The organism is Niallia sp. RD1, assembly GCF_024219955.1.
Classification (GTDB): Bacteria; Bacillota; Bacilli; order Bacillales; family Cytobacillaceae; genus Niallia; species Niallia alba.
This window is the reverse complement of sequence record NZ_CP100420.1, coordinates 176219-198279: the sequence shown is the minus strand read 5'-3', so window position 1 is coordinate 198279 and position 22061 is coordinate 176219. Positions and strand designations below refer to the sequence as shown.

At 36.3% G+C, this 22061-nt stretch carries 20 protein-coding genes and 1 pseudogene; 15 read left to right on the top strand and 6 right to left on the bottom strand.

Annotated elements, in window-relative coordinates:
- The first annotated feature begins 29 nt into the window (after nucleotides 1–29).
- From NKG37_RS01080 to NKG37_RS01060, 5 genes and pseudogenes are all read left to right on the top strand, one after another.
- The gene (locus tag NKG37_RS01080) at nucleotides 30–566 is read left to right on the top strand and encodes an NADPH-dependent FMN reductase (protein WP_051993965.1); all 537 of its coding nucleotides are present in this window, start codon (nucleotides 30–32) and stop codon (nucleotides 564–566) included.
- Between the two features lie 684 nt (nucleotides 567–1250).
- Nucleotides 1251–1846: pseudogene (locus tag NKG37_RS01075) on the top strand (nitroreductase family protein).
- A gap of 284 nt (nucleotides 1847–2130) precedes the next feature.
- Nucleotides 2131–2856, top strand: a complete 726-nt coding sequence (locus NKG37_RS01070) for a DsbA family oxidoreductase (protein ID WP_016203827.1) — start codon at nucleotides 2131–2133, stop codon at nucleotides 2854–2856.
- A 791-nt stretch (nucleotides 2857–3647) separates the two neighbouring features.
- Nucleotides 3648–4361: a GntR family transcriptional regulator gene (locus tag NKG37_RS01065; RefSeq protein ID WP_016203826.1), complete on the top strand. Its 714-nt coding sequence runs from the start codon at nucleotides 3648–3650 to the stop codon at nucleotides 4359–4361.
- Nucleotides 4362–4526: 165 nt separating this feature from the next.
- A complete protein-coding gene (locus NKG37_RS01060; protein WP_254415650.1) occupies nucleotides 4527–5297 on the top strand; it encodes a MerR family transcriptional regulator in 771 nt (256 codons plus the stop codon).
- A gap of 63 nt (nucleotides 5298–5360) precedes the next feature.
- Here NKG37_RS01060 and NKG37_RS01055 read toward each other — a convergent pair whose 3' ends face one another.
- Nucleotides 5361–6821, bottom strand: a complete 1461-nt coding sequence (locus NKG37_RS01055) for an MFS transporter (protein ID WP_212117343.1) — start codon at nucleotides 6819–6821, stop codon at nucleotides 5361–5363.
- Nucleotides 6822–7162: 341 nt separating this feature from the next.
- Between NKG37_RS01055 and NKG37_RS01050 the strand changes: the two genes are divergently transcribed.
- Complete coding sequence (locus NKG37_RS01050) at nucleotides 7163–7606, top strand: MarR family winged helix-turn-helix transcriptional regulator (protein WP_254415649.1); 444 nt, start codon at nucleotides 7163–7165, stop codon at nucleotides 7604–7606.
- Nucleotides 7607–7666: 60 nt separating this feature from the next.
- Here NKG37_RS01050 and NKG37_RS01045 read toward each other — a convergent pair whose 3' ends face one another.
- The gene (locus NKG37_RS01045; RefSeq protein ID WP_212117339.1) at nucleotides 7667–8314 is read right to left on the bottom strand and encodes a GntR family transcriptional regulator; all 648 of its coding nucleotides are present in this window, start codon (nucleotides 8312–8314) and stop codon (nucleotides 7667–7669) included.
- Nucleotides 8315–8469: 155 nt separating this feature from the next.
- Between NKG37_RS01045 and NKG37_RS01040 the strand changes: the two genes are divergently transcribed.
- The 4 genes from NKG37_RS01040 to NKG37_RS25965 all read left to right on the top strand — a co-directional run bounded on the left by NKG37_RS01040 (nucleotide 8470) and on the right by NKG37_RS25965 (nucleotide 11731).
- Nucleotides 8470–8775: a metal-sensitive transcriptional regulator gene (locus NKG37_RS01040; RefSeq protein WP_212117561.1), complete on the top strand. Its 306-nt coding sequence runs from the start codon at nucleotides 8470–8472 to the stop codon at nucleotides 8773–8775.
- A gap of 12 nt (nucleotides 8776–8787) precedes the next feature.
- A complete protein-coding gene (gene copZ / locus NKG37_RS01035) occupies nucleotides 8788–8994 on the top strand; it encodes a copper chaperone CopZ (RefSeq protein WP_016202491.1) in 207 nt (68 codons plus the stop codon).
- Between the two features lie 85 nt (nucleotides 8995–9079).
- Nucleotides 9080–11512, top strand: a complete 2433-nt coding sequence (locus NKG37_RS01030) for a heavy metal translocating P-type ATPase (RefSeq protein ID WP_254415648.1) — start codon at nucleotides 9080–9082, stop codon at nucleotides 11510–11512.
- 93 nt (nucleotides 11513–11605) lie between these two features.
- Complete coding sequence (locus NKG37_RS25965; protein ID WP_263479846.1) at nucleotides 11606–11731, top strand: hypothetical protein; 126 nt, start codon at nucleotides 11606–11608, stop codon at nucleotides 11729–11731.
- A gap of 59 nt (nucleotides 11732–11790) precedes the next feature.
- Here NKG37_RS25965 and NKG37_RS01025 read toward each other — a convergent pair whose 3' ends face one another.
- Nucleotides 11791–12660, bottom strand: a complete 870-nt coding sequence (locus NKG37_RS01025; protein WP_254415647.1) for an aldo/keto reductase — start codon at nucleotides 12658–12660, stop codon at nucleotides 11791–11793.
- 385 nt (nucleotides 12661–13045) lie between these two features.
- Nucleotides 13046–14500 (bottom strand): catalase KatA, encoded by a 1455-nt coding sequence (katA, locus tag NKG37_RS01020; RefSeq protein WP_016202488.1) that lies wholly within the window; start codon nucleotides 14498–14500, stop codon nucleotides 13046–13048.
- A 389-nt stretch (nucleotides 14501–14889) separates the two neighbouring features.
- Between katA and NKG37_RS01015 the strand changes: the two genes are divergently transcribed.
- The 4 genes from NKG37_RS01015 (at nucleotide 14890) to NKG37_RS01000 (ending at nucleotide 19007) form a co-directional block, all read left to right on the top strand.
- Nucleotides 14890–15426, top strand: a complete 537-nt coding sequence (locus tag NKG37_RS01015) for a shikimate kinase (protein ID WP_254416346.1) — start codon at nucleotides 14890–14892, stop codon at nucleotides 15424–15426.
- 18 nt (nucleotides 15427–15444) lie between these two features.
- Nucleotides 15445–16209: a type I 3-dehydroquinate dehydratase gene (gene aroD / locus NKG37_RS01010; protein WP_016202486.1), complete on the top strand. Its 765-nt coding sequence runs from the start codon at nucleotides 15445–15447 to the stop codon at nucleotides 16207–16209.
- Between the two features lie 322 nt (nucleotides 16210–16531).
- The gene (locus NKG37_RS01005; RefSeq protein WP_254415646.1) at nucleotides 16532–17905 is read left to right on the top strand and encodes an aldehyde dehydrogenase; all 1374 of its coding nucleotides are present in this window, start codon (nucleotides 16532–16534) and stop codon (nucleotides 17903–17905) included.
- Nucleotides 17906–17924: 19 nt separating this feature from the next.
- Nucleotides 17925–19007: a nitric oxide synthase oxygenase gene (locus NKG37_RS01000; protein WP_016202484.1), complete on the top strand. Its 1083-nt coding sequence runs from the start codon at nucleotides 17925–17927 to the stop codon at nucleotides 19005–19007.
- Between the two features lie 33 nt (nucleotides 19008–19040).
- Here the strand turns inward: NKG37_RS01000 and NKG37_RS00995 are convergent, their stop codons facing one another.
- Nucleotides 19041–19583, bottom strand: coding sequence for a hypothetical protein (locus NKG37_RS00995; RefSeq protein ID WP_254415645.1), 543 nt, complete (start codon nucleotides 19581–19583; stop codon nucleotides 19041–19043).
- A gap of 133 nt (nucleotides 19584–19716) precedes the next feature.
- On the opposite strand from NKG37_RS00995, the gene cdaS reads away from it, so the two are divergent.
- A complete protein-coding gene (cdaS, locus tag NKG37_RS00990) occupies nucleotides 19717–20340 on the top strand; it encodes a sporulation-specific diadenylate cyclase CdaS (RefSeq protein ID WP_254415644.1) in 624 nt (207 codons plus the stop codon).
- An 836-nt stretch (nucleotides 20341–21176) separates the two neighbouring features.
- Here cdaS and NKG37_RS00985 read toward each other — a convergent pair.
- Nucleotides 21177–21944 (bottom strand): STAS domain-containing protein, encoded by a 768-nt coding sequence (locus tag NKG37_RS00985; RefSeq protein WP_254415643.1) that lies wholly within the window; start codon nucleotides 21942–21944, stop codon nucleotides 21177–21179.
- Nucleotides 21945–22061 lie beyond the last annotated feature (117 nt).

Genomic DNA, 22061 nt, shown 5'->3' with positions numbered 1-22061 from the left:
AAAATTTTTAAAAAAATACGGAGGTTAAAATGATGAAAATTGGAATTATCTTAGGTAGTACTCGTCAAGGAAGAGTAAGTCCACAAGTTGGAGCATGGGTGAAAGAAATAGCTGACAAGCGTGGGGATGCTGAATATGAAATCGTTGATATTGCAGAGTTCAACTTACCATTTTTAGGAGCAGCAGAAGGGCAAGAAAATGTGGCAGCTTGGAATGAAAAATTAGCAAGTCTTGACGGATTTGTTTTTGTAGTAGCTGAGTATAATCATAGTATTACTGGTGCATTGAAAAATGCTTTAGATTCTGCAAGAGAAACTTGGAATAATAAAGCAGCAGGAATTGTGAGTTATGGTTCAACTGGTGGAGCACGTGCAGCAGAACATTTAAGAGGAATTCTAGGAGAACTGCAAGTCGCAGACGTTCGTGTTCATCCAACCCTTTCTTTATTTACTGATTTTGAGAACTTCACAACATTTAAGCCATCTTCTCTTCATCTAGAAAATATCAATGCAATGCTTGATCAAGTAGTAGCTTGGAGCACAGCATTAAAAACAATTCGTGGATAATGGTTATACATGGGGCTGGGACAAAACTAGATAGCCAATCTGTAAAGACGAACAATCTCTAATTTATCTCTTAAATAAAGGTTTCTTTTATACAATGGTTATTTATGTTTTTAAATATAGTCAAGTGTAAAAACTAATTCGTTCCATTGCGCTACAGAAACTCGCTTTCCGCGGGGAGCAACCTAAGCCTCCTCGGCTAAAGCCTGTGGGGTCTTAGGTTTTGCTCTACTTCCCGCAGGAGTCGAGTGTCTTCCGCTCCATTCCACTCTGTTTTTAAAGGCAATTTCCCTAAAAAATATTGTTTTTTTAGAAAAAATGAATTAGTAGGAAATATGGAGCAGCCTGAATACACGTAGACTCCTATGGGAGCTGCGAGAAAGTCCGAGACCCTGCAGGCCAGAGGCCGAAGCGGCTCGGCGCTCGCCCCATGGAAAGCGAAGTGTATTCAGGCTGCGGATATTAACACTAACTGTACTGAAACAGCCTTTTATAAAACTAATAAAACCCGAACAATCATTTAGGATTATTTGATAGTTGTTCGGGTTTATCTATGACTGGAATACTTATGTCCCAGCCTCTTTGGAAATAAAATGATATCCAGTCGAGAAACTTTTGGAAAGTCATTTTAAGAATACGACAAATGGGTATTATATATATGAAAAAATTTTCGATTGGAGGAGAAAAATGAGTGCATTTTTAGAGGCGATTAAAAACCGACGCTCATACTATGGTCTTAGCAAAGAACAGGTAGTGTCTGATGAAAAAATCCAAGAAGTTGTGAATGAAGCGGTACTTCATACACCATCATCCTTCAATTCTCAAAGTACAAGAGTAGTGATTTATTAAAGGAACAGCATGATAGACTTTGGGATATAACAGCAGATGAATTGCAAAAAATTGTTCCAGCTGAAAATTTTGCTACCACTAAAGAGAAAATTAGTTCCTTTAAGGCTGGCTATGGAACAATATTATTTTTTGAAGATCAAGAAGTAGTAGAAGGGTTACAAAAGCAGTTTGCGCTCTATGCTGAGAACTTTCCTGTTTGGGCAAATCAAACAAATGCAATGCATCAATTAGTCATCTGGACTGCATTGGAAGAAGTCGGATTTGGCGCTTCCTTACAGCACTATAACCCTCTAATTGATGAGGCTGTACAGGTGGAATGGGATATACCATCTTCTTGGAAGCTCGTTGCACAAATGCCATTTGGTAAGCCAACAATAGAACCCGGAGAAAAAGAATTTAATCCGCTAGAAAATCGCGTGAAAATTTTTAAATAGAGCTTGTTTTAGAAGGACTCCTGAAAAAGGAGTTTTTCTATTGCACAAAGTAAGGCCTTTCCTTTAAAGAAGGTAGAGTTCAAAAAGAATTATTGAGTAGTCTGAATACAGGCAGACTTATGCAAGGTTTAGCGAGACAGTTGAGACAAGGAAAAATCTTGCCCATGGAAAGCTATGTGTATTCAGACTGCTCATATATTGCATGAAAACAGTCAAAGCAAAATAAAAGTAATATTCCTACTACTGTGATAGGATGATAACATCACTATAAAGAAGGTGGAAACATGAAAATTGAAGTATGGTCAGACTATGTGTGCCCATTTTGCTATATTGGAAAACGCCGTTTAGAGATGGCTTTAGAACAATTTCCTTACAAAGATCAAGTTGAAGTAGAATTTAAGAGCTTTGAATTAGATCCTAATGCTGAAATGTATGCTGGTAAAAGTATTCATGAAGTTCTTGCTGGTAAATATAGAATGAGTGTAGAAGAAGCGAAAAATGCGAATAGTAATGTTGGAAGTCAAGCAGCAAGTACAGGCTTGAAATATGATTTTGATAACATGAAACCAACAAATACATTTGATGCACACCGTTTAACAAAGTATGCACAAACAGTCGGAAAAGAAAAAGAGCTAACCGAGAAATTATTGTATTCTTACTTTACAGAAGGAAAATTAATAAGTGATCATAATACGTTAGTAGGAATAGGAAAATCAGTAGGACTTGAAGAAGAGGATCAACGAAAAGTATTAGCAGATTCAACAAGTTTTGCAAATGACGTCAGAATTGACGAGGCACTAGCAAGTCAAATTGGCGTAACAGGTGTTCCATTCTTTGTTATTAATCAAAAATACTCTATCTCAGGCGCTCAACCTTTAGAGACATTCAAGCGGGTTCTTGAGCAAGTATGGCAGGAAGATCATCCAACCCCTAAATTTCAAGATCTTTCAGGTGCAGGTACAGAAGGTGCGGTATGTACAGATGAAGGCTGTGAAATTCCGAAAAAATAATCACTTTTATATCATAAAATGAAAGGCTGGGACACAAAGTATCCCAACTAAATATAAATCCGAACAATTATACGTAAATGCTGATTGAAAAGTTCGTATAATTGTTTGGGGTTTTATTCATTTTAAGAAGGAAGGTTTGTGGTGATCACCCGCAGCCAGCATACACTTCGCTTTCCATGGGGCGAGCCCTCGTTCCTGCAGGGTCTTGGACTTTCTCGCAGCTCCATAGGAGTCTACGTGTATTCAGTCTGCTTCGTATTTCCTACTCATTATATTTTCTTTTTAAAAAAAGGATGAAACGAGTTGGTTTCGCTACTAAATGAGAGATTGTTCGTCTTTACCCATTAGATATTTTGTTTTGTCACATCCTCTTTCTGCATTTCCCCCTTTTTCATCAACAGTTACTTTTCCTAAATCTCCTATTACCGATATGGTTTTCTGATTTTTTTGAAAGCGTTTTTAAAAAGGTATACGATTTATAAGGAAATGTATTATACTATAAATAGAGATTTCAAGGGTGCATTTTTAAAGTATAGACTTTTGTAATTAAATGCTTATAATTAAAAAGACATTTTGTTTTCGTTGAAAAAAGCAAGATTATATTTTATCCCACACTTAACGGGCAGTAAGACTCCCCCCTCAAGCTTATGAGAATACGAGGAAGATAGGTGGGAGATCAACTGTCCGTGAAGGTCCGATTGGTTCAACTAACCATCAGTGGAAGATGAGGAAAACCTCACTGATAGAGTCTTCGTTATAGATTATTTTTTATTAATTAAGGTGGTTCGTTTATGAACAAGTATGAAGCAATAGCAGTTGAAGTGAAACGTCGTATTAAAGAAAACTTTTATCCATTAGATCATCCAATTCCAGATGAAATATCTTTGTCTAAAGAGTTTTCATGTAGCAGAATGACCATGAAAAGGGCATTAGACAAACTAGTAATGGAAGGACTTCTGTATCGAAAAAGAGGGCATGGAACTTTTATTGTTCAATCGGCACTACATGATAGTAGGGTAAATGTGCTAACGAATGAAATATTAGGATTGTCTAAGCTGTTAGATGGAGAAAAGATAGAGAGTAAAATCATTAAATTTGAAGTTCATTTTCCTTCTGAAGAGGTTGCAGCACACTTAGCAATTGATGTGAAAACACCTGTTTACTATTTAATTAGATTACGCTCTGTAAAAAACGAACCATATGTTTTAGAAATTACGTATATGCCAACAACAGTAATTACTGGTTTAAATGATGAGGTGTTATATGGATCAGTTTATGAGCATATTACAAAAACTTTAGGGTTAACAATAGCTGGATCTCATCGGAAAATAAGAGCATGTAAATCGACTGAATTAGATCATGAACATCTTGAATGTGAATTGAATGATCCAATTCTAGAAGTAGAGCATGTGGGTTATTTAAATAATGGTGTTCCATTTGAATATTCTTTTTCCCGTCATCGTTACGATAAATTTGAGGTAACAACCGTAAATTTAAAGCGGTAAATAGATATGGAAAAGCTATGTTTATAAAAGTAGGAAAAAGACTTAATAAAAAAGCAGTTATCATTTTCTTTGTGATAACTGCTTTTTTGCAAAAAAAATGATGAAAAAACTATTTACATTTACGTTACGTCAACGTTTACGATTAAATTGTCAGGAGGTGAAAAAATGGAGTATACCATAAATGCATTAGGAAAGTTAGCAGGAATAAGTACAAGAACATTACGCTATTATGATGAAATTGGCCTTCTTAAGCCGGCGAGAATCAATTCATCAGGATATCGGATTTATGGACAAAAAGAGGTAGATTTATTACAGCAAATTCTTTTTTATCGTGAACTAGATGTTCCATTAGAAACAATTAAGAAAATGATGGCTTCTCCTTCTTTTGACGTCAAAGAAGCTTTAAAGCAACATCATGAAAAACTCCTGGCAAAAAATCAACAGCTTCAGCAATTAATTACAAATGTTGAAAAAACGATGAAAACATTAGAAGGGAGAACGACCATGTCTGATAAGGAAAAATTTGAAGGGTTCAAAAAGAAATTAGTAGATGATAATGAAGCAAAGTATGGAAAAGAAATTAGAGAAAAGTATGGAGAAGACACAATTAATCAATCTAATGCAAAACTAATGAATATGTCTGAAAGTGCGTATCGTAACATGGTAGAAGTAGAGACAGAGCTTTTTTCAACATTAAAAAAAGCAGTAAAAGAAGGTAATCCAGCAGGAGAAGCAGCCCAAAAAGCTGCAGATTTGCATAAACAATGGCTTTCTTTTACATGGCCGGAGTATAAAAAAGAGGCCCATGCAGGATTGGCAGAAATGTATGTTACCGATGAACGTTTTACCTCTTATTATGATAAAGAGCAAGTTGGAACAACTGCCTTTTTACGAGATGCAATTTTAATTTATACAGGAGTGACTTCTGATAGCTAGGTAATAATAAAAAAGTTCCTTGATTCTCTTTTGAATCAAGGAACTTTTTAAGTAACGGTCAACTTAAGAAGCATTTCGAACTTTTTTCTCTGCTACTTTACGAGATACAGCATATCTCCACCCCGTCAGAATCAAACCAATAAAGCATAAACTGCTAGATACGAGAAATACGACATGCATACCACTAAGAAAAATATCAGGTCTTTCTGGAATAAGGGCAGTCACTCGGTAGCCTGCTTTCATGCTCATAACAGAGAATAAGATGCTTGTCGCAAGAGAAATACCAACAACCATACCTAAATTACGAACCAGTGAATTAATGCTGCCTGCAATCCCCAGTTGTTTTCGTTCCACTGTTGACATAATTAACGAATTATTAGGGGATTGGAAGAGACCAGAACTCGCTCCAAGCATAATGATCCATAAAGCAAGACTTGTAATAGAACTTCCTTCATGAAGGAACGTTAACCCGATTTGTGCGACAATCATTACTAATAATCCAGCAAAGGTAATAGCTTGACCACTTATTTTATCCGATAATGTCCCGCTTATAGGAGCAACAATTGCCATCGTAATCGGAAAGAGCATAAGAATGTATCCTGAATGTAATGCAGACATCCCTAAAATATCCTGCGTGTAAAAAGGAGACAGGATATTAAAACAAAAATTCGCAATAAAAACGATAAATGCACAAAAGATACTAATAGAGAAAAGTGGATTTTTGAAGATAGAAAGTTCCAGCATTGGATTTTCTTTTCGATATTCCACGATGATAAAACTGATAAAGGAAATAGCACCAATAAAGATAGAAGAGATAATCCCCCAATTAGCATAGCCATATTGCTGACCAAGTAATAAACCACCGATTAGAAGAATAATGGCAAAGCTAAATAATAAGCTGCCTGCTATATCTATCTTTGTTTTCGTTAATGTAACATCCTTAGGCAATATTTTCCACGCAAGAGAAATAGCTATAACGCCAATGGGAATGTTAATCCAGAATATATACTCCCATCCTAAGCTGGAAATAATAATTCCACCTAAGCTTGGTCCAGTAATACTCCCTAAAGAGACAAAAGTTCCAATTAGTCCTAATGCTTTTCCTCTTTCTTTTGCTGGGAATATTTCTGTTACAATTCCTTGGCTATTTGCCATTGTCATCGCTGCGCCAATTGCTTGGATAATGCGAGAAATGACTAAAAAGGAGAGTGAGTTACTGAATCCACAGAGGAAAGAACCAATGATAAATAGAACAGATCCCCATTTAAATACTTTTATTTTTCCAAACATATCCCCTAGTTTTCCAAAGAAAAGGATAACGGTACAGATGGTTAGTAAGTAACTAATGACAATCCACTGGGAATTTGCAAAGGCAAGACCTAATTGCTTAGATATAGTTGGGAGAGCAATATTAACAATACTAGCATCAAGAGTAGACATAAATGTAAATATATTTAAAACAGTAAAGATGAGCCATCGTCGTCGATAAACTTCATCATTGTGCTCAGGTACAGAAGCTTGCAAATAATCACCTCATTTATTTAGTTGCATAAGCAACTATTCTTGCTCCATTTTAAAATAAGTTAGTTGCGTACGCAACTATTTTTTTGTATGCTAACAAAGTAGCAGTTTTCTGAAGTACAATCTGTGTCTGGCGTACGAAGCCTAGCACCTATTAATCTTCAGGTCTTCTCTTTTGTAAGTCGACATCGATTCACTACTAACGTTCATCGAGTTTCCTATATCTCAGTCACGCAGTTTTAGTTTGTATGGCGATGAGCAAGGCATATGCGCTTTCTAGTATGTTACAATCAGTGAAATTAGTGTTAGCTTTCCAAAGGGAAACTATCCGAGGGGGTATCATAATGAATGAGATGCCGATTGGAAGGATTGTCTCGATGATTCACAGACAGAATCAGAAATTCCTTTCAAAGGAATTGAAACCCTATGAATTAGGGAATGGTGGGCAGCAAGCTTTTTTGAAAACAATTATTGCCAAACCGGGGATAAACCAAGACGAACTTTCCTCTCTTTTAAAATTTGATAAAGCAACAACAGCTAGAGCGGTAAAGCATTTAGAAGCTGTTGGATATATCGATAGACATACAGATACTAATGACCGACGATCTAATAATCTATACCCAACAACTAAAGCCAAGAACGTTTTTCCAGAAATACAAAAAGTGTTAGCAAGATTAAATAATGATATTACGAGAAATTTATCAGAGGATGAAGAAAAACAATTGGTTCAATTATTAAAAAAGATTTATCCAGAATTAATGCACAATACGGGGGAGAAGGATAAATAAGAAAGAGATAAAAAGAGGGGAATGAGAAAATCCCCTCTTTTTAATGAATAGCTGATCGAATTATTTTTCTGCTAAATATGTAGCCAAGCTTAACCAATTGTTTTCAATTAAGGTAGGAAGTTGGGTTTTATCTCCTTTTGATAGACACTCAATAATTTCTTGATGCTGTTCAATCGACTTTTGCCCATCGAAAGAATTAAATTTTAGTAACTCCAGTCGGCGAATTTTAGGAAGAAGGCGACCTAGAGCTATAACTATTTCTGGATTTTGAGATGCCTCTAAAATAACTGCATGAAATTGATCATCCTTTTGAATTGCTTGAAATTTATCCGCTGCTTTTAGAGCTTTAGCAAATTCGTTATTAATTGCTGTCATTTGTTCAACATGTGCGGAAGATAAAGTAGTTAAAGCCAATTTAGCCGCTAATGCATGAAGGGAGGCTACTACTGTAAAGGCATGCATCGCTTGATCTACTTCAATTAAACTAACAATTGTTTCAGAACCTGGAGAAGTTACAATTAATCCTTCATCCTCCAATTTTTTGAGTGCTTCTCGTACTGGAGTTCTACTTACACCGAATTGTTCAGCCAATGTTTTATCATTAATTCTTTCACCAGGCTTTAATTCAAGATGAATGATTGCTGATTTTAGTCGTTCATATATTTGTTCTCTTAATGATAGACGAGGAATTTGCGTAATATTTTTCATAGCAATAATATATCATATTTTGGTTATATTAGTGGAAAAGAGCTTCATTCATAAATTTGTCATTATTTATATTTTACTTTTATACCATACTAGGGTATGATATATGTATACAAAATAAGCAAGGGGGAGCTTTATTGGAAAATAACGAACAAGAAATGGAAAGTTGTCATGTCACTAGTGACAGAAGAAGTCACCATTCAGATAAAGTAAAGCAAAACTTAGTTACTAGATTAAATCGAATTGAAGGACAAATTCGAGGGATAAAAGGTTTGATCGAAAAAGATACGTATTGTGATGATGTTATTACGCAAATTTCAGCGACTCAATCTGCTTTAAATAGTGTAGCAAAGATTTTATTAGAAGGTCATTTAAAAAACTGTGTGGTTGAGCGTATCCAAGAGGGCGATATGGAAGTAGTGGACGAGGTTCTAACCACGATTCAAAAACTAATGAAAAAATAAGGAGTGTTCTAAATGGAAAACGTAACATTAAAAGTGGAAGGTATGTCTTGTAATCATTGTGTAAAAGCAGTTGAAGGAAGTGTAGGCGAGCTTGCTGGTGTATCTGATGTTAAAGTTAATTTAAAAGAAGGCTTAGTTGATGTTTCATTCAATGCTAATGAAGTAGCACTAGAAACAATCAAAGAAACTATCGATGAGCAAGGTTATGATGTGAAGTAATTTAATTAGGAAAATGTGCTGTTATGACTGCACATTTTTATTTTCGATAAAATATACCCTATATAGGTATAAGGAGTTTTGTGATATGGCGGAACAAAGTGTCGTGAAAAGTAAGGAGAAAATAAAGGAACAAACCTTTGAAATTACGGGAATGACTTGCGCTGCTTGTGCCACTCGTATTGAAAAAGGACTAAATAAGATGCAAGGCGTTGAAAATGCAACGGTTAATTTGGCACTGGAAAAAGCAACCGTTAAATATAGAGATGGTGAACTTTTCCCAATGGAAATAAAAGAAAAGGTGGAAGGGTTAGGGTATGGCATAGTAACGGAAAAACTTGAATTAGATATTTCAGGAATGACTTGTGCTGCCTGTGCAACAAGAATCGAAAAAGGTCTTAATAAAATGACTGGTGTAAACAAGGCAACGGTTAATCTTGCCTTAGAAAATGCTACCATTGAGTACAATCCAGCAAGTATTGTTCCAGATGAATTGATTGGTAAAATAAGTAAACTCGGCTATGAAGCAACGAGGAAGGAATCAAAACAAGTCACCGTAAATCAAAAAGAAGCGGAATTTGAGAGACAAAAACGAAAATTTATATTCTCCATGATTTTATCTCTGCCACTTTTATGGGCAATGGTTGGTCACTTTTCCTTTACATCTTTTATATATGTTCCAGATCTATTTATGAATCCATGGGTACAAATGGCGCTATCCACCCCTGTTCAATTTCTTGTCGGGAAACAGTTTTATATAGGTGCATATAAAGCTTTGAAAAATAAGAGTGCCAATATGGATGTTCTTGTGGCGTTAGGAACTTCTGCAGCTTATTTTTATAGTGTTTATTTATCTTTCGAGTCATTAGGTCATTTTGGCCATCCTGTAGGACTTTATTTTGAAACAAGTGCCATTTTGATTACCTTAATTATTTTAGGAAAATTATTCGAAACGAAAGCAAAAGGAAAATCTTCGGAAGCGATAAAAAAATTAATGGGGCTGCAAGCGAAAACGGCAGTTGTTATTCGCGATGGAGAACAGATGGAAATACCTTTGGAAGAAGTTTTAACAGGAGAAGTACTTCTTGTAAAACCTGGTGAAAAAATTCCTGTTGATGGGGAAATTATCGAAGGACAGTCAGCCGTTGATGAATCGATGTTAACTGGCGAAAGTATTCCGGTTGATAAACAAGCAGGCGACACGGTAATTGGAGCAACAATAAATAAAAATGGCTTTTTAAAATTGAAGGCAACCAAGGTTGGCAAAGAGACAGCACTAGCCCAAATTATTAAAGTGGTCGAAGAAGCACAAGGTTCTAAGGCGCCAATTCAGCGTTTGGCTGATCATATTTCTGGTATTTTTGTTCCCATTGTAGTAGGTCTTGCCCTTCTTACATTCTTTGTCTGGTATTTTGCTATCACACCTGGCGATTTTGCAGAAAGTCTAGAGAAGTTAATTGCAGTATTGGTTATCGCATGTCCATGCGCGCTTGGGCTCGCTACGCCAACTTCCATTATGGCAGGTTCGGGTAGAGCAGCAGAATACGGTATTTTATTTAAAGGTGGAGAACACCTAGAAATGACTCATAAGATTGATACCATTTTATTAGATAAAACGGGAACAGTAACAAATGGAAAACCTGTTTTAACAGATATAGTAACAGAATGGGAAGAAGAAGAATTACTATCCTTAGTTGGAGCAGCAGAAAGTAAATCAGAGCATCCTCTTGCAGAGGCAATTGTCAAAGGAATAACCGATCGTGGGATTGTTCTTCCGGAAACAGCTGACTTTGAAGCAATTCCAGGTTATGGAATTCGAGCGAATGTGGATGGTAATGACTTATTAGTCGGAACACGGCGATTGATGGATCGTTATCGGATAAATGTTGGAAAAATTCTTCCTAGGATGAAAGAGCTAGAAGCTCAAGGGAAAACTGCAATGCTTATAAGTGTAAATGGCAAATATGCTGGACTCCTGGCAGTAGCGGATACCATTAAACAAACTTCAAAAGCGGCAATTAAACGATTGAAGCAGATGAATTTAGATGTCATTATGATTACGGGAGATAACCAGCAAACAGCAGAGGCAATCGGAAGACAAGCAGGAATTGATCACATCATTGCAGAGGTTCTGCCAGATGGAAAAGCAGATGCTGTGAAAAAGCTGCAACAACAAGGAAAAAAGGTAGCAATGGTTGGGGATGGAATCAATGATGCGCCTGCCTTAGCACTAGCAGATATTGGGATGGCTATTGGAACAGGAACTGATATTGCCATGGAAGCAGCAGATATTACACTTATTCGTGGAGATCTACAAGCCATTGCAGATAGTATTTTAATAAGTAGAAAAACAATTACAAACATTAAGCAAAATTTATTTTGGGCTTTTGGTTACAATACACTTGGAATACCAATTGCGGCAATTGGGTTGCTTGCCCCATGGTTAGCTGGTGCCGCAATGGCATTTAGTTCTGTGTCTGTTGTATTAAATGCCCTTCGCTTGCAACGTTTAAAACTGTAAAGGGGAAAACAATTTTCTGTTTGTTTCATAATCTAACCCACTTTATCTCATACTAGAATTGTACGTAATAACTACTAGCAGGAGGTAACGAACATGGCGAAGCAGAAAAAGTCTGAAGTAAACAACCAATGGGCAACTGCTAATACAGAAGTTACAAGTAAAAAGCAGCATAAGACAGCAACAGATAACCAATGGGCTTCTACTAATAAGAAACAGTAATGATTTTTGCTGAAAATAAAAGCATACCAATAACAAAATTGGTATGCTTTTTAGATTGTTTAGCTGTTACTTTTTGCAGCTTCCTGCATGGCTTTAAAGCGTTCAATATCATCTGGATTACCAAAGCTTCGTTGATTTGTGTCGAGAGAAGTAATGGTCTTAATATCGTCTGCATCAAGTGCAAAGTCAAATAAATCAGCATTTTCGATAATACGATGCTCATGAACAGATTTAGGAATAATTATCGTATCGCGATCTAAATGCCATCTTAAAATAACTTGAGCAACTGTTTTATTATGTTTTTTGGCAATCTCAGCTAGAGCAGGTGAATCAAATAATCCATTCTTTCCTTGCCCAAGTGGAGCCCAAGCTTCATGTGCAATATCATGCTGTGCCAAATAATTTCTTAATTCCACCTGCTGAAATAACGGATGTGTTTCTACTTGATTTAACATTGGCGTTATTTTTGCAGTTTCAGCTAATTTCTCAAAATGATGAATTTGGAAATTACATACACCAATAGCACGGACTAATCCTTCTTCATAAAGATCTTCAAGTGCTCTCCATGTTTCTTCAAAACCAGGTGCTGCCCAGTGAATAAGGTAAAGATCTAAATAATCTAATTGTAGCTTTCTTAATGATTCATGAAATGCCTTTTTTGTTTCTTCATAGCCGAAATCCGTAACCCAAACCTTTGTCGTAATAAATAATTCTTCACGTGGTACGCCAGCTGCTTTAATAGCATTGCCTACAAACTCTTCATTTTCATATCTTGTTGCGGTATCAATAGAGCGGTATCCATTTTTAATGGCAGCAAGTACACTTTGTTCACATTCTTTTGGATCATTCACTAAAAAAACCCCAAAGCCCAAATAAGGAATTTTTACGCCATTGCTTAATTTCTTTGTCGCATTGATTGATAAATCCATCCTGTCACCCCGTTAGAATAATTTTTTCTATCCTAAGAGTAGCGGTTTCTTAGGGGATTTTCAAATAATTGAGATGGGGAACGGGGGAAAGTAAGAGTTGGAAAGTTGCAAGTAAGAGTTGGAAAGTCGCAAGTAAGAGTTGGGAAGTCGCAAGTAAGAGTTGGAAAGTCGCAAGTAAGAGTTGGAAAGTCGCAAGTAACCCTCAAAGAACTGCAAGCAAACAGCCAATATTTACGAATTAGATACATCCTTAAGTTTGCTATTTACTTGTAATCGTCATAAAAATAGTTTCAAGTCATCTCCAATAGGGAAAAGTCCTAACAACCTCGTCTACATACAAAGAAAAACCCTCCACAAAATAGAGGGTTTTTCTACCAAGACGCTATTATTTTACTGTTTCAGGAACACTTAAGCCTAAACCTTCAGCAACTTTTGTGCCATACTCAGGATCTGCTTTGTAGAAGTGACCGATTTGACGAAGTTTGATTTCTTCTAATGCTACAGGTTTCATTGCGCCAACAATGTTTGCCACTAATCTTTCTCGTTCTTCTGTAGACATTAAACGATATAAATCTCCTGCTTGTGTGTAATGATCATTGTGATCGAATGCAACACTTTCTGCAACTCCAGATACAGCAAATGGAGTTGTTTTGTTTTCAGGAGTTTCTTTTGGACCACTAAAGCTATTTGGCTCGTAGTATACTGAACCACCGCCATTGCCATCAAAGCGCATTTGACCATCACGTTGATAGTTATTTACTTCGTTGCGAGGACGGTTAATTGGAAGTGAATTATGGTTTGCACCTACACGGTAACGATGTGCATCACTGTACGCAAATAAACGGCCTTGTAGCATTTTGTCTGGTGAAACCTCTACACCAGGTACTAATGTTCCAGGGGAGAAAGTAGCTTGCTCCACTTCTGCAAAGTAATTCTCTGGATTACGATCAAGTACCATACGACCAACTTCGATTAATGGATAGTCTTTTTGTGACCATACCTTTGTTACATCGAATGGATCAAAACGATACGTATCTGCATCCTCTAAAGGCATAATTTGAACATAAAGTGTCCAAGCAGGAAAATCTCCTTTTTCAATAGCGTTAAATAAATCTTCTGTATGATAATCAGGATTATCCCCAGCAAGTTTAGCTGCTAGATTCACATCAAGGTTTTTAACCCCTTGTTCTGTTTTAAAATGATATTTAACCCAAACGCCTTCTCCATCTTTGTTCACCCATTTAAAGGTATGGCTTCCGAATCCGTGCATATGACGAAGTGTTGCTGGAATACCACGATCTGACATAAGAATGGTTACTTGGTGCAAAGATTCAGGTGAATGAGACCAAAAATCCCATACAGCTGTTGGATTTTTTAAATGTGTTTTTGGATCTCTTTTTTGAGTATGGATAAAGTCAGGAAATTTAATCGCATCACGAATAAAGAATACAGGTGTATTATTGCCAACAATATCATAATTTCCATCTTCTGTATAAAACTTCACAGCAAATCCACGCGGATCACGAACGGTATCAGCAGAGCCTAGTTCCCCAGCAACTGTTGAAAAACGAATAAACATGGATGTTCTTTTTCCAACTTCAGATAAGAAGTTAGCTTTTGTGTATTTTGTTAAGTCATTGGTTACTTCGAAGTAACCATGAGCTCCTGCCCCTTTAGCGTGCACAACGCGCTCAGGTACACGTTCTCTATTAAAATGAGCTAATTTCTCAAGTAAATGTACATCTTGAATTAAAGTAGGACCACGATGTCCGGCAGTTATGGAATTTTGGTTGTCTCCAACTGGTGCTCCCCAGCTAGTCGTTAATCGATTGTTTGACATATAAAAAATCACCTCATAATTTAGTTCTTTAGCATATATATATTATAATATCATCTCTAAATAAAAATCAATATAATTTTATAATAATTATAAATAAGTTTTTTCGAGAAAATAGTTTGAAAGGTAATTATAAGCTAATAAACGCTTGGAATATGACGGTAATAAGAGAACGTAAGGAAAAACTAATAGAGAACAGATATACATGAATGAGAATAAGAGAAGGAGGAAAGAAGCTAATCTATTTATGGAGAGGAGTATTATATTATTCGCTACATTTTATGAGAGTAGTAACCGATTTATTCCTAATAATCTGCTAGGATATAGGCTGTGTTTCCCTTATAATAAAAGAAAGATTTTTGTCGGACATAGATCATAGGGGGCATTATTTGATGTTGCGGAAGGAATTAGCGAAAGAGAAAAGCATTTTATTAATTGGGTTTATGGGAGTTGGGAAAACGACGCTTGGGAAAGCGCTAGCGGATAAACTCCAACGGGAATTTGTAGATGTTGATCATCAATTAGAAATTATATATAACATGAAGATTACGGAAATATTTAGCCATTATGGAGAAGCATTTTTTCGAGAAAAGGAGAAAGAGATAATCAAAGTGCTCACAGAACAGAAAGGAAAAGTTATTTCTTTAGGAGGTGGGGCTTTTCTGCAAGAAGACGTTCGTAACGTCTGTCTAGAGAATGGGATTGTCTTATATTTAGATATGTCCTTTGAAGCATGGAAGGAGAGAATTCCCTTTATAATCGATAGCAGACCAGTCCTGCATGGAAAGTCGGAGGAAGAAATAAAGGAATTATTTAATGTGCGAAAAGAAATATATGCTAATCATCATTTGAAAGTCACCATGGATGGGAAAGAGCTAGAGGAAATAATAGACTCTATTGTACATTCATTGAGTCTCATAAAAAAGTAAGTTGTTGGAGGGAAAAAGGTGAGCAAAAGCATAAAGGTAAGAGAAGTCATCATTGGGGACGGAATGCCAAAAATTTGTGTTTCTCTTATTGGAAGAACAGAACAAGAATTAAGGGAAGAAGCAGTCTTACTTAAAGAACGGGAAATCGATATAATCGAATGGCGTGCCGATTATTTTTCAGAAGTAGATAATATTAATAGAGTGACACAAGTACTTCCCCACTTAAGAAAAACGATTGGGAATATTCCTTTACTATTCACTTTTCGTACCTTGAAAGAGGGAGGAGAGAGACAGATAGACGAGGAAGACTATTTCTCTTTAAATAAAAGTGTATTAGAGACGGGAATGATTGATTTACTCGATATTGAATTATTTATGGAAGAAGTGACAATTAAACAGGTAATAGATATGGCACATTCTCATCAAATTGCTGTCATTTTATCTAATCACGATTTTGAAAAAACTCCGTCGAAGGAAGAAATTATTTTTCGGTTGCAAAAGGCACAGCAACTAGGTGCAGATATACCAAAAATTGCGGTAATGCCTCAATCTGTAAAGGATGTTTTAACATTATTAGATGCGACGGCTACGATGAAGGAAAAGGCACCAGATCAACCGATTGTAACGATGTCCATGGGAGGAAGAGGAGCTGTGAGCAGAATGGCAGGAGAAATATTTGGCTCAGCTATTACATTTGCTGCAGCAAAGAAGGCATCTGCTCCAGGGCAAATTCCTATAGAAGAGTTGAGAAATATATTAACTGTAGTACATAAAAGTTTATGATAAGGAATTCGCATAAGAAACGTATGTTACACCGTTCTTATGCGAATTTCTTTTTATTTTTTGGCTGTTTTCTAAAGGATTGTTGTTTTTCAATAGGAAAAAAGAATTAGTTGAAAAATGGAGCCGCCGGAATACACGAAGACTCCTGTGGGATTAGCGCGAGCCCCGCGGAAAGCGAAGTGTATTCCAGCTGCGGGTAATCGCAACAAATTTTACAAAAAAAGCCTGTTTTTTTGAACAGTGCCTTCATAATACTTGCTTACTTTAAGAAAAAGTTGATACACTCATGATTAAATAATACCCATTAAGGGAGCGTAAAAAAATGGAAGTAAATGAAAGATTAGCACAAACAAAATCATTCTTTTCAACACAAGCAACATTGCCACTTGCTTTTCGAATAGAACAATTAGAAAAATTGAGAAATGCTATTGTAGAAAAGGAGCAAATCCTTTTAAAAGCATTGCAGAAAGATTTAGGAAAGCATCCTTTTGAGTCGTATGCCTCGGAAATTGGATTTGTGCTTCAGAGCATTCGTCATACAATAAAACATCTAAAAAAATGGATGAAACCAAAAAAAGTAAGAAGTACGTGGAGTCTATTTCCTTCTAAGGGAGAAATTTTAAATGAGCCATATGGAACGGTCCTTATTATAGGTCCTTTTAATTATCCTTTTCAATTATTGATTGAACCTTTAATTGGCGCAATTGCTGCGGGCAACTGTGCAATTTTAAAGCCTTCAGAACTTGTGCCAACTGTTTCAGCCGTTGTAACGGAAATGATTAATACTACCTTTGAGCCAGCTTATATCAGTTCGGTTGAAGGAGGAGTGGAGACAAATCAAGCATTGATCCATGCTAATTTTGATTATATTTTCTTTACAGGCAGTACGAAGGTAGGGAAGATTGTGATGGAAGCCGCGGCTCAGCATTTAACTCCTGTAACACTGGAGCTAGGGGGGAAAAGTCCTGTCATTATCGATGAAACGGCTAACTTAACGATAGCGGCTAAGCGTATAATATGGAGTAAGACTTTAAACGCAGGCCAAACATGTGTGGCGCCAGATTATATTATGGTTCATGAATCAGTTAAAGAATCCTTCATCGTAGAAATGAAAAAAACGCTAGTAAACTATTTTGGAGAAACGATTGAAGATAAAGAGGATTTTGGCAGAATTGTGAGTGAACGACATTTTCTTCGCTTAAGAGAAATGCTAGAAGTAGATCGGAAAGCTATACTGTTTGGAGGGAAAAGTAATCGAGATACACGTTTTATTGAACCAACGATTTTGGACGCTACATGGGATTCAGCAACGATGCAAGAAGAAATCTTTGGGCCGATATTGCCTATTCTAACTTATAAAGAACTAGAGAAAGCAATCGAATCGATTAGAAAGCTAGATAAACCGTTAGCCCTCTATCTTTTCACGAACAATAAGGAGACGGAAACGAAAGTGCTTCGTGCCATTTCCTCAGGTGGAGTTTGTATTAATGATGTGTTAACCCATATTGTTCCTCCTAATTTACCCTTTGGTGGAGTAGGTGCATCTGGAATGGGAGCTTATCACGGTGAATACAGTTTCACCACTTTCTCTCATCAAAAAAGTATACTCAGAAAGAGTACAAGAGTTGATATTCCAATTCTTTATCCACCATATACAGAAAAGAAAGAGAAAATGATTCGTAAAGTGCTTAAATAATTATGGGAGGGCTATTTTGTTGGCAAATACACTTTTTGAAGAAGCAAAATTGTTTATTGATACAGCCTATAAGGAACTGAATAAATCAGAAGCAGCAATCGAAAATCGTCTAATACAAATAGAAAAAGAGATCAATGAAAATGGGGATTATGAGCATACGAAAGAAGAATTAATATATGGTGCAAAAATGGCATGGCGTAATAGTAATCGCTGTATCGGTCGATTGTTTTGGGAAAATCTCCATGTAATAGATAAGCGGCATGTTAAAACAGAAGAAGAAGTAAAAGATGCGCTGTTTCATCATATTTCCTATGCGACAAATGGCGGGAAAATTAAGCCAACCATTACTATTTTTCAGCAAAAAAAGAGGAATTCTTCTTTCCGAATATGGAATCATCAACTTATCCGTTATGCAGGGTATGAAACAGAAGAAGGAATAATCGGGGATCCTGATTCAATCGCTTTTACATATGAGTGTTTAAAGCTTGGCTGGACGGGGGAGAAAACAAATTTTGATATTCTTCCACTTGTTATTCAAATAAATGAGCAAAAGCCGAAGCTTTATGAAATTCCTAAAGAGCTTATATTAGAAGTGCCTATTCAACATCCGGAATATCCATGGTTTGAGGAGCTCGCTTTGAAATGGTACTCTGTACCGATTATTTCGAGCATGCGCCTTGAAATTGGCGGTATTTCTTATACAGCAGCACCTTTTAACGGCTGGTATATGGGTACGGAGATTGGCGCAAGAAATTTAGCAGACGAAAATCGCTATAATATGCTGCCAAGAATTGGCGAATGGCTTGGTTTGAACATGAAAAAAAATGTGACCCTTTGGAAGGATAAAGCTCTAGTGGAATTAAATGTTGCTGTACTGGATTCATTTCAAAAAGTAGGGGTAACAATTGTCGATCACCATACAGCAGCACAGCAATTTAAGACGTTTGAGAATAAAGAAAAAGAAAAAGGGAGAGATATTACGGGGAATTGGGCATGGTTGATACCACCGCTATCTCCTGCAACTACCCATATATTTCATAAACGATACAATAACGATGTGAAAAAACCAAATTATTTTAATCAAAAAAACCCATTTGCCTAAATGGTAGAATAAGAGTGGAACTTTTTGTATAGATTAGTTCCCTCTAAATTCCGTAATTCCAAATGTTTGATCATAGTTATAACCATTAAAATAAATATCTAAATCATGAAAATATCGATGCAGATTTCGCATAGCAACTCGATCATCCTTCTCTGCCACTACTTTCGCATTTGTTGCAATATCATTTATGTCTTCTGCAATTTGTTCATCGACAACTTTAATGTCCTTTAGCCCATCCAGAATAGATATTGCCGCTTCTTTTTGCTTTTCGTAGCTTGTTGTTTCAAGTCTTCCCCATCCTAGTGATTCGTTATAAAAATCATGCCAATTAGAAATAAATGTATGTCCACTAGTGCCATTTGTTAAAACAACAACTTCTTCATCAACAGGCGTATTAACTTGCTTTGTATCAAAGTTTTCTTCTGTTTCAGTGGAAGCTTGTTTTACTACAGAGCGCTCATTTTCTGTCTGTAAGGGAGATTTCTTGTCAAAAAGTGCTTGCATAACAAAAAAGGAAGAAACACTAATTGCTGTAACGGATAGTAAAATAATCATAGTCCAAGTCCAAAATTTCATATGTGAAATATTACCTCCTTTTGAAATGTTCAACTATTAGTCTATCATTTGTCAAATATGAATTCAATCAAGCAAAACTAGTTGAATAAATTCAATCAAGCTGGACAACGTAACAAAAAAGGGGAGTGTTAGGATGGACGGAGAAAAACATTTACCTAAGGAATTTAATTATCGCATGCACCACTTATTGGATCATTTACAAGATAAAATTGAAAATCTAAAGCAGACGATGGTCGAAAAAGATTGCTGTATCTTGAATGACTTTGAAGAAGTAAATAAGTTATTTAAAAGTATCCATCACAATGCAGCTACATTTTATTTGCAACTATATTTAGAGCCTTATACGAAGCATCTAGAAATTCTTACTGTATGTGCACAAGCTCTATCCGAAAAACGCCATGGTGCATTAATTGCCATTAAGCGAAAAGATGCTATTGATACACTTGTTCATTCTGGAGTTCCGTTGCATGCAAAATTGTCGGCATCTTTATTAGAAGCAATTTTCTATCCAGGCAATCCATTGCACGATGGGGGAGTGTTAATCGAGGAAGATACGATTATATCTGCGGGGAATATTTTTCCTTCTGCAGTCCACTTTAAAGGTAAGGAAAAAGTAGGGACAAGACACCGTGCAGCTATTGGTTTAAGTGAGATATCTGATGAGTTAGTGATGGTTGTATCAGAAGAAACAGGAAGAATATCATTTGCCTTAAGCGGCGCATTGTATCCAATCCAGCCTGGAGGTATAAGCTTGTAGCATGTCTTTATAAAAAGAGATAGCAAAGGGATAACCTTATAATTAATGAAACAATGAAAAAAAGACCATTTTTGGTCTTTTCAGTTTGTCGACAAAAAGATTTTTAGAAACTTACATTGAATTTTCATGCGTTGCTTGGAGTGGAAGGGGGGAGACTCCTGTGGGATTAGCGAGACAGCTTAGACTCTGTAGGCTGTAAACAGACAGCGGCTAAGCGCGAGCCCCACGGAAAGCGAACCCCTGGAGCGGAAAGCAACAGCGCTGTTCAAAGGGACTAATAAAGAAGAGGCTGGGACAAAACTAGATAGCCAATCTGTAAAGACGAACAATCTCTAATTTATCTCTTAAATAAAGGTTTCTTTTATACAATGGTTATTTATGTTTTTAAATATAGTCAAGTGTAAAAACTAATTCGTTCCATTGCGCTACAGAAACTCGCTTTCCGCGGGGAGCAACCTAAGCCTCCTCGGCTAAAGCCTGTGGGGTCTTAGGTTTTGCTCTACTTCCCGCAGGAGTCGAGTGTCTTCCGCTCCATTCCACTCTGTTTTTAAAGGCAATTCCCTAAAAAATATTGTTTTTTTAGAAAAAATGAATTAGTAGGAAATATGGAGCAGCCTGAATACACGTAGACTCCTATGGGAGCTGCGAGAAAGTCCGAGACCCTGCAGGCCATAGGCCGAAGCGGCTCGGCGCTCGCCCCATGGAAAGCGAAGTGTATTCAGGCTGCGGATATTAACACTAACTGTACTGAAACAGCCTTTTATAAAACTAATAAAACCCGAACAATCATTTAGGATTATTTGATAGTTGTTCGGGTTTATCTATGACTGGAATACTTATGTCCCAGCCTCTTCTTGAAGTGTTCCTCTTGTTTCAGCATTTTTTTCAAAACTGATGCCGGCGTGAACCATTTTTTTTACCAACTCAGGTCTTAGTCCAGTAATAATTGCACTGCACCCCATCATCGAAATGCCTGCCAGAACTTTTTCGAAATAATCAATTACATCCATTTCCATTATTGCGGTACCAGAAAGATCTATTACTAATGTCTGGATTCTGGATTCTGCTATATCATTTAGTACTTTTTCCTCAATTATTTTAATTCGGTACGAATCGATCGAGCCGATTAATGGTAAAACCGAAACAGAGTGCTTTATAGGAATGATTGGGACGGATAAATGTTCAACCATTTCTCTTTGTTTATGTATCATTTCATCTTTATAGTGGGAATAGCTAAGGAAAAAATTATTTAAAAACTGGTCTATCTTTTCATTAAATAATTTTTCCATACTGTAATAATCTTCACGATTATGCAGTATATTCTTTTCTTCATCAATGATGCTAATAAAATGCCATAAAGTCCTCCTAATTGCTTGAACCCATTCAAGCTTCAACTCTAGAGTTAAAGAGTGCTTTGCCCATGCAATTCCTTCTACTTTCGCAAAAGTAACGAGATCTTCCTCTTGTTGATCTACTGTGTAAAAAATTAATTTTTTCGCATTTTTTAATAAATCAATATTACCTTTAGTTAATATGTCTGTAATTTTGGTGGAAACGTTTGTTGCTTCCGTAAGTAATTTTTGGTTAAATATTTTTTCATTCATTAATGAAATGCTTTAATTCTTCCTTTATGTACATTATCGTATTCATTTCCGTTGCTCCCATAGATAAAATTAAGGTAGAAAAACACTAATTTACACAAATCATAGATTTTGATAATA

What these genes read in the sequence shown, in the direction of transcription:
- NKG37_RS01080 (WP_051993965.1), top strand. Translation starts at nt 30, where the DNA reads ATGATGAAAATTGGAATTATCTTAGGTAGTACTCGTCAAGGAAGAGTA.
- NKG37_RS01070 (WP_016203827.1), top strand. Translation starts at nt 2,131, where the DNA reads ATGAAAATTGAAGTATGGTCAGACTATGTGTGCCCATTTTGCTATATT.
- NKG37_RS01065 (WP_016203826.1), top strand. Translation starts at nt 3,648, where the DNA reads ATGAACAAGTATGAAGCAATAGCAGTTGAAGTGAAACGTCGTATTAAA.
- NKG37_RS01060 (WP_254415650.1), top strand. Translation starts at nt 4,527, where the DNA reads ATGGAGTATACCATAAATGCATTAGGAAAGTTAGCAGGAATAAGTACA.
- NKG37_RS01050 (WP_254415649.1), top strand. Translation starts at nt 7,163, where the DNA reads ATGAATGAGATGCCGATTGGAAGGATTGTCTCGATGATTCACAGACAG.
- NKG37_RS01045 (WP_212117339.1), bottom strand. Translation starts at nt 8,314, where the DNA reads ATGAAAAATATTACGCAAATTCCTCGTCTATCATTAAGAGAACAAATA.
- NKG37_RS01040 (WP_212117561.1), top strand. Translation starts at nt 8,470, where the DNA reads ATGGAAAGTTGTCATGTCACTAGTGACAGAAGAAGTCACCATTCAGAT.
- copZ (WP_016202491.1), top strand. Translation starts at nt 8,788, where the DNA reads ATGGAAAACGTAACATTAAAAGTGGAAGGTATGTCTTGTAATCATTGT.
- NKG37_RS01030 (WP_254415648.1), top strand. Translation starts at nt 9,080, where the DNA reads ATGGCGGAACAAAGTGTCGTGAAAAGTAAGGAGAAAATAAAGGAACAA.
- NKG37_RS25965 (WP_263479846.1), top strand. Translation starts at nt 11,606, where the DNA reads ATGGCGAAGCAGAAAAAGTCTGAAGTAAACAACCAATGGGCAACTGCT.
- NKG37_RS01025 (WP_254415647.1), bottom strand. Translation starts at nt 12,660, where the DNA reads ATGGATTTATCAATCAATGCGACAAAGAAATTAAGCAATGGCGTAAAA.
- katA (WP_016202488.1), bottom strand. Translation starts at nt 14,500, where the DNA reads ATGTCAAACAATCGATTAACGACTAGCTGGGGAGCACCAGTTGGAGAC.
- NKG37_RS01015 (WP_254416346.1), top strand. Translation starts at nt 14,890, where the DNA reads ATGTTGCGGAAGGAATTAGCGAAAGAGAAAAGCATTTTATTAATTGGG.
- NKG37_RS01005 (WP_254415646.1), top strand. Translation starts at nt 16,532, where the DNA reads ATGGAAGTAAATGAAAGATTAGCACAAACAAAATCATTCTTTTCAACA.
- NKG37_RS00995 (WP_254415645.1), bottom strand. Translation starts at nt 19,583, where the DNA reads ATGAAATTTTGGACTTGGACTATGATTATTTTACTATCCGTTACAGCA.
- cdaS (WP_254415644.1), top strand. Translation starts at nt 19,717, where the DNA reads ATGGACGGAGAAAAACATTTACCTAAGGAATTTAATTATCGCATGCAC.
- NKG37_RS00985 (WP_254415643.1), bottom strand. Translation starts at nt 21,944, where the DNA reads ATGAATGAAAAAATATTTAACCAAAAATTACTTACGGAAGCAACAAAC.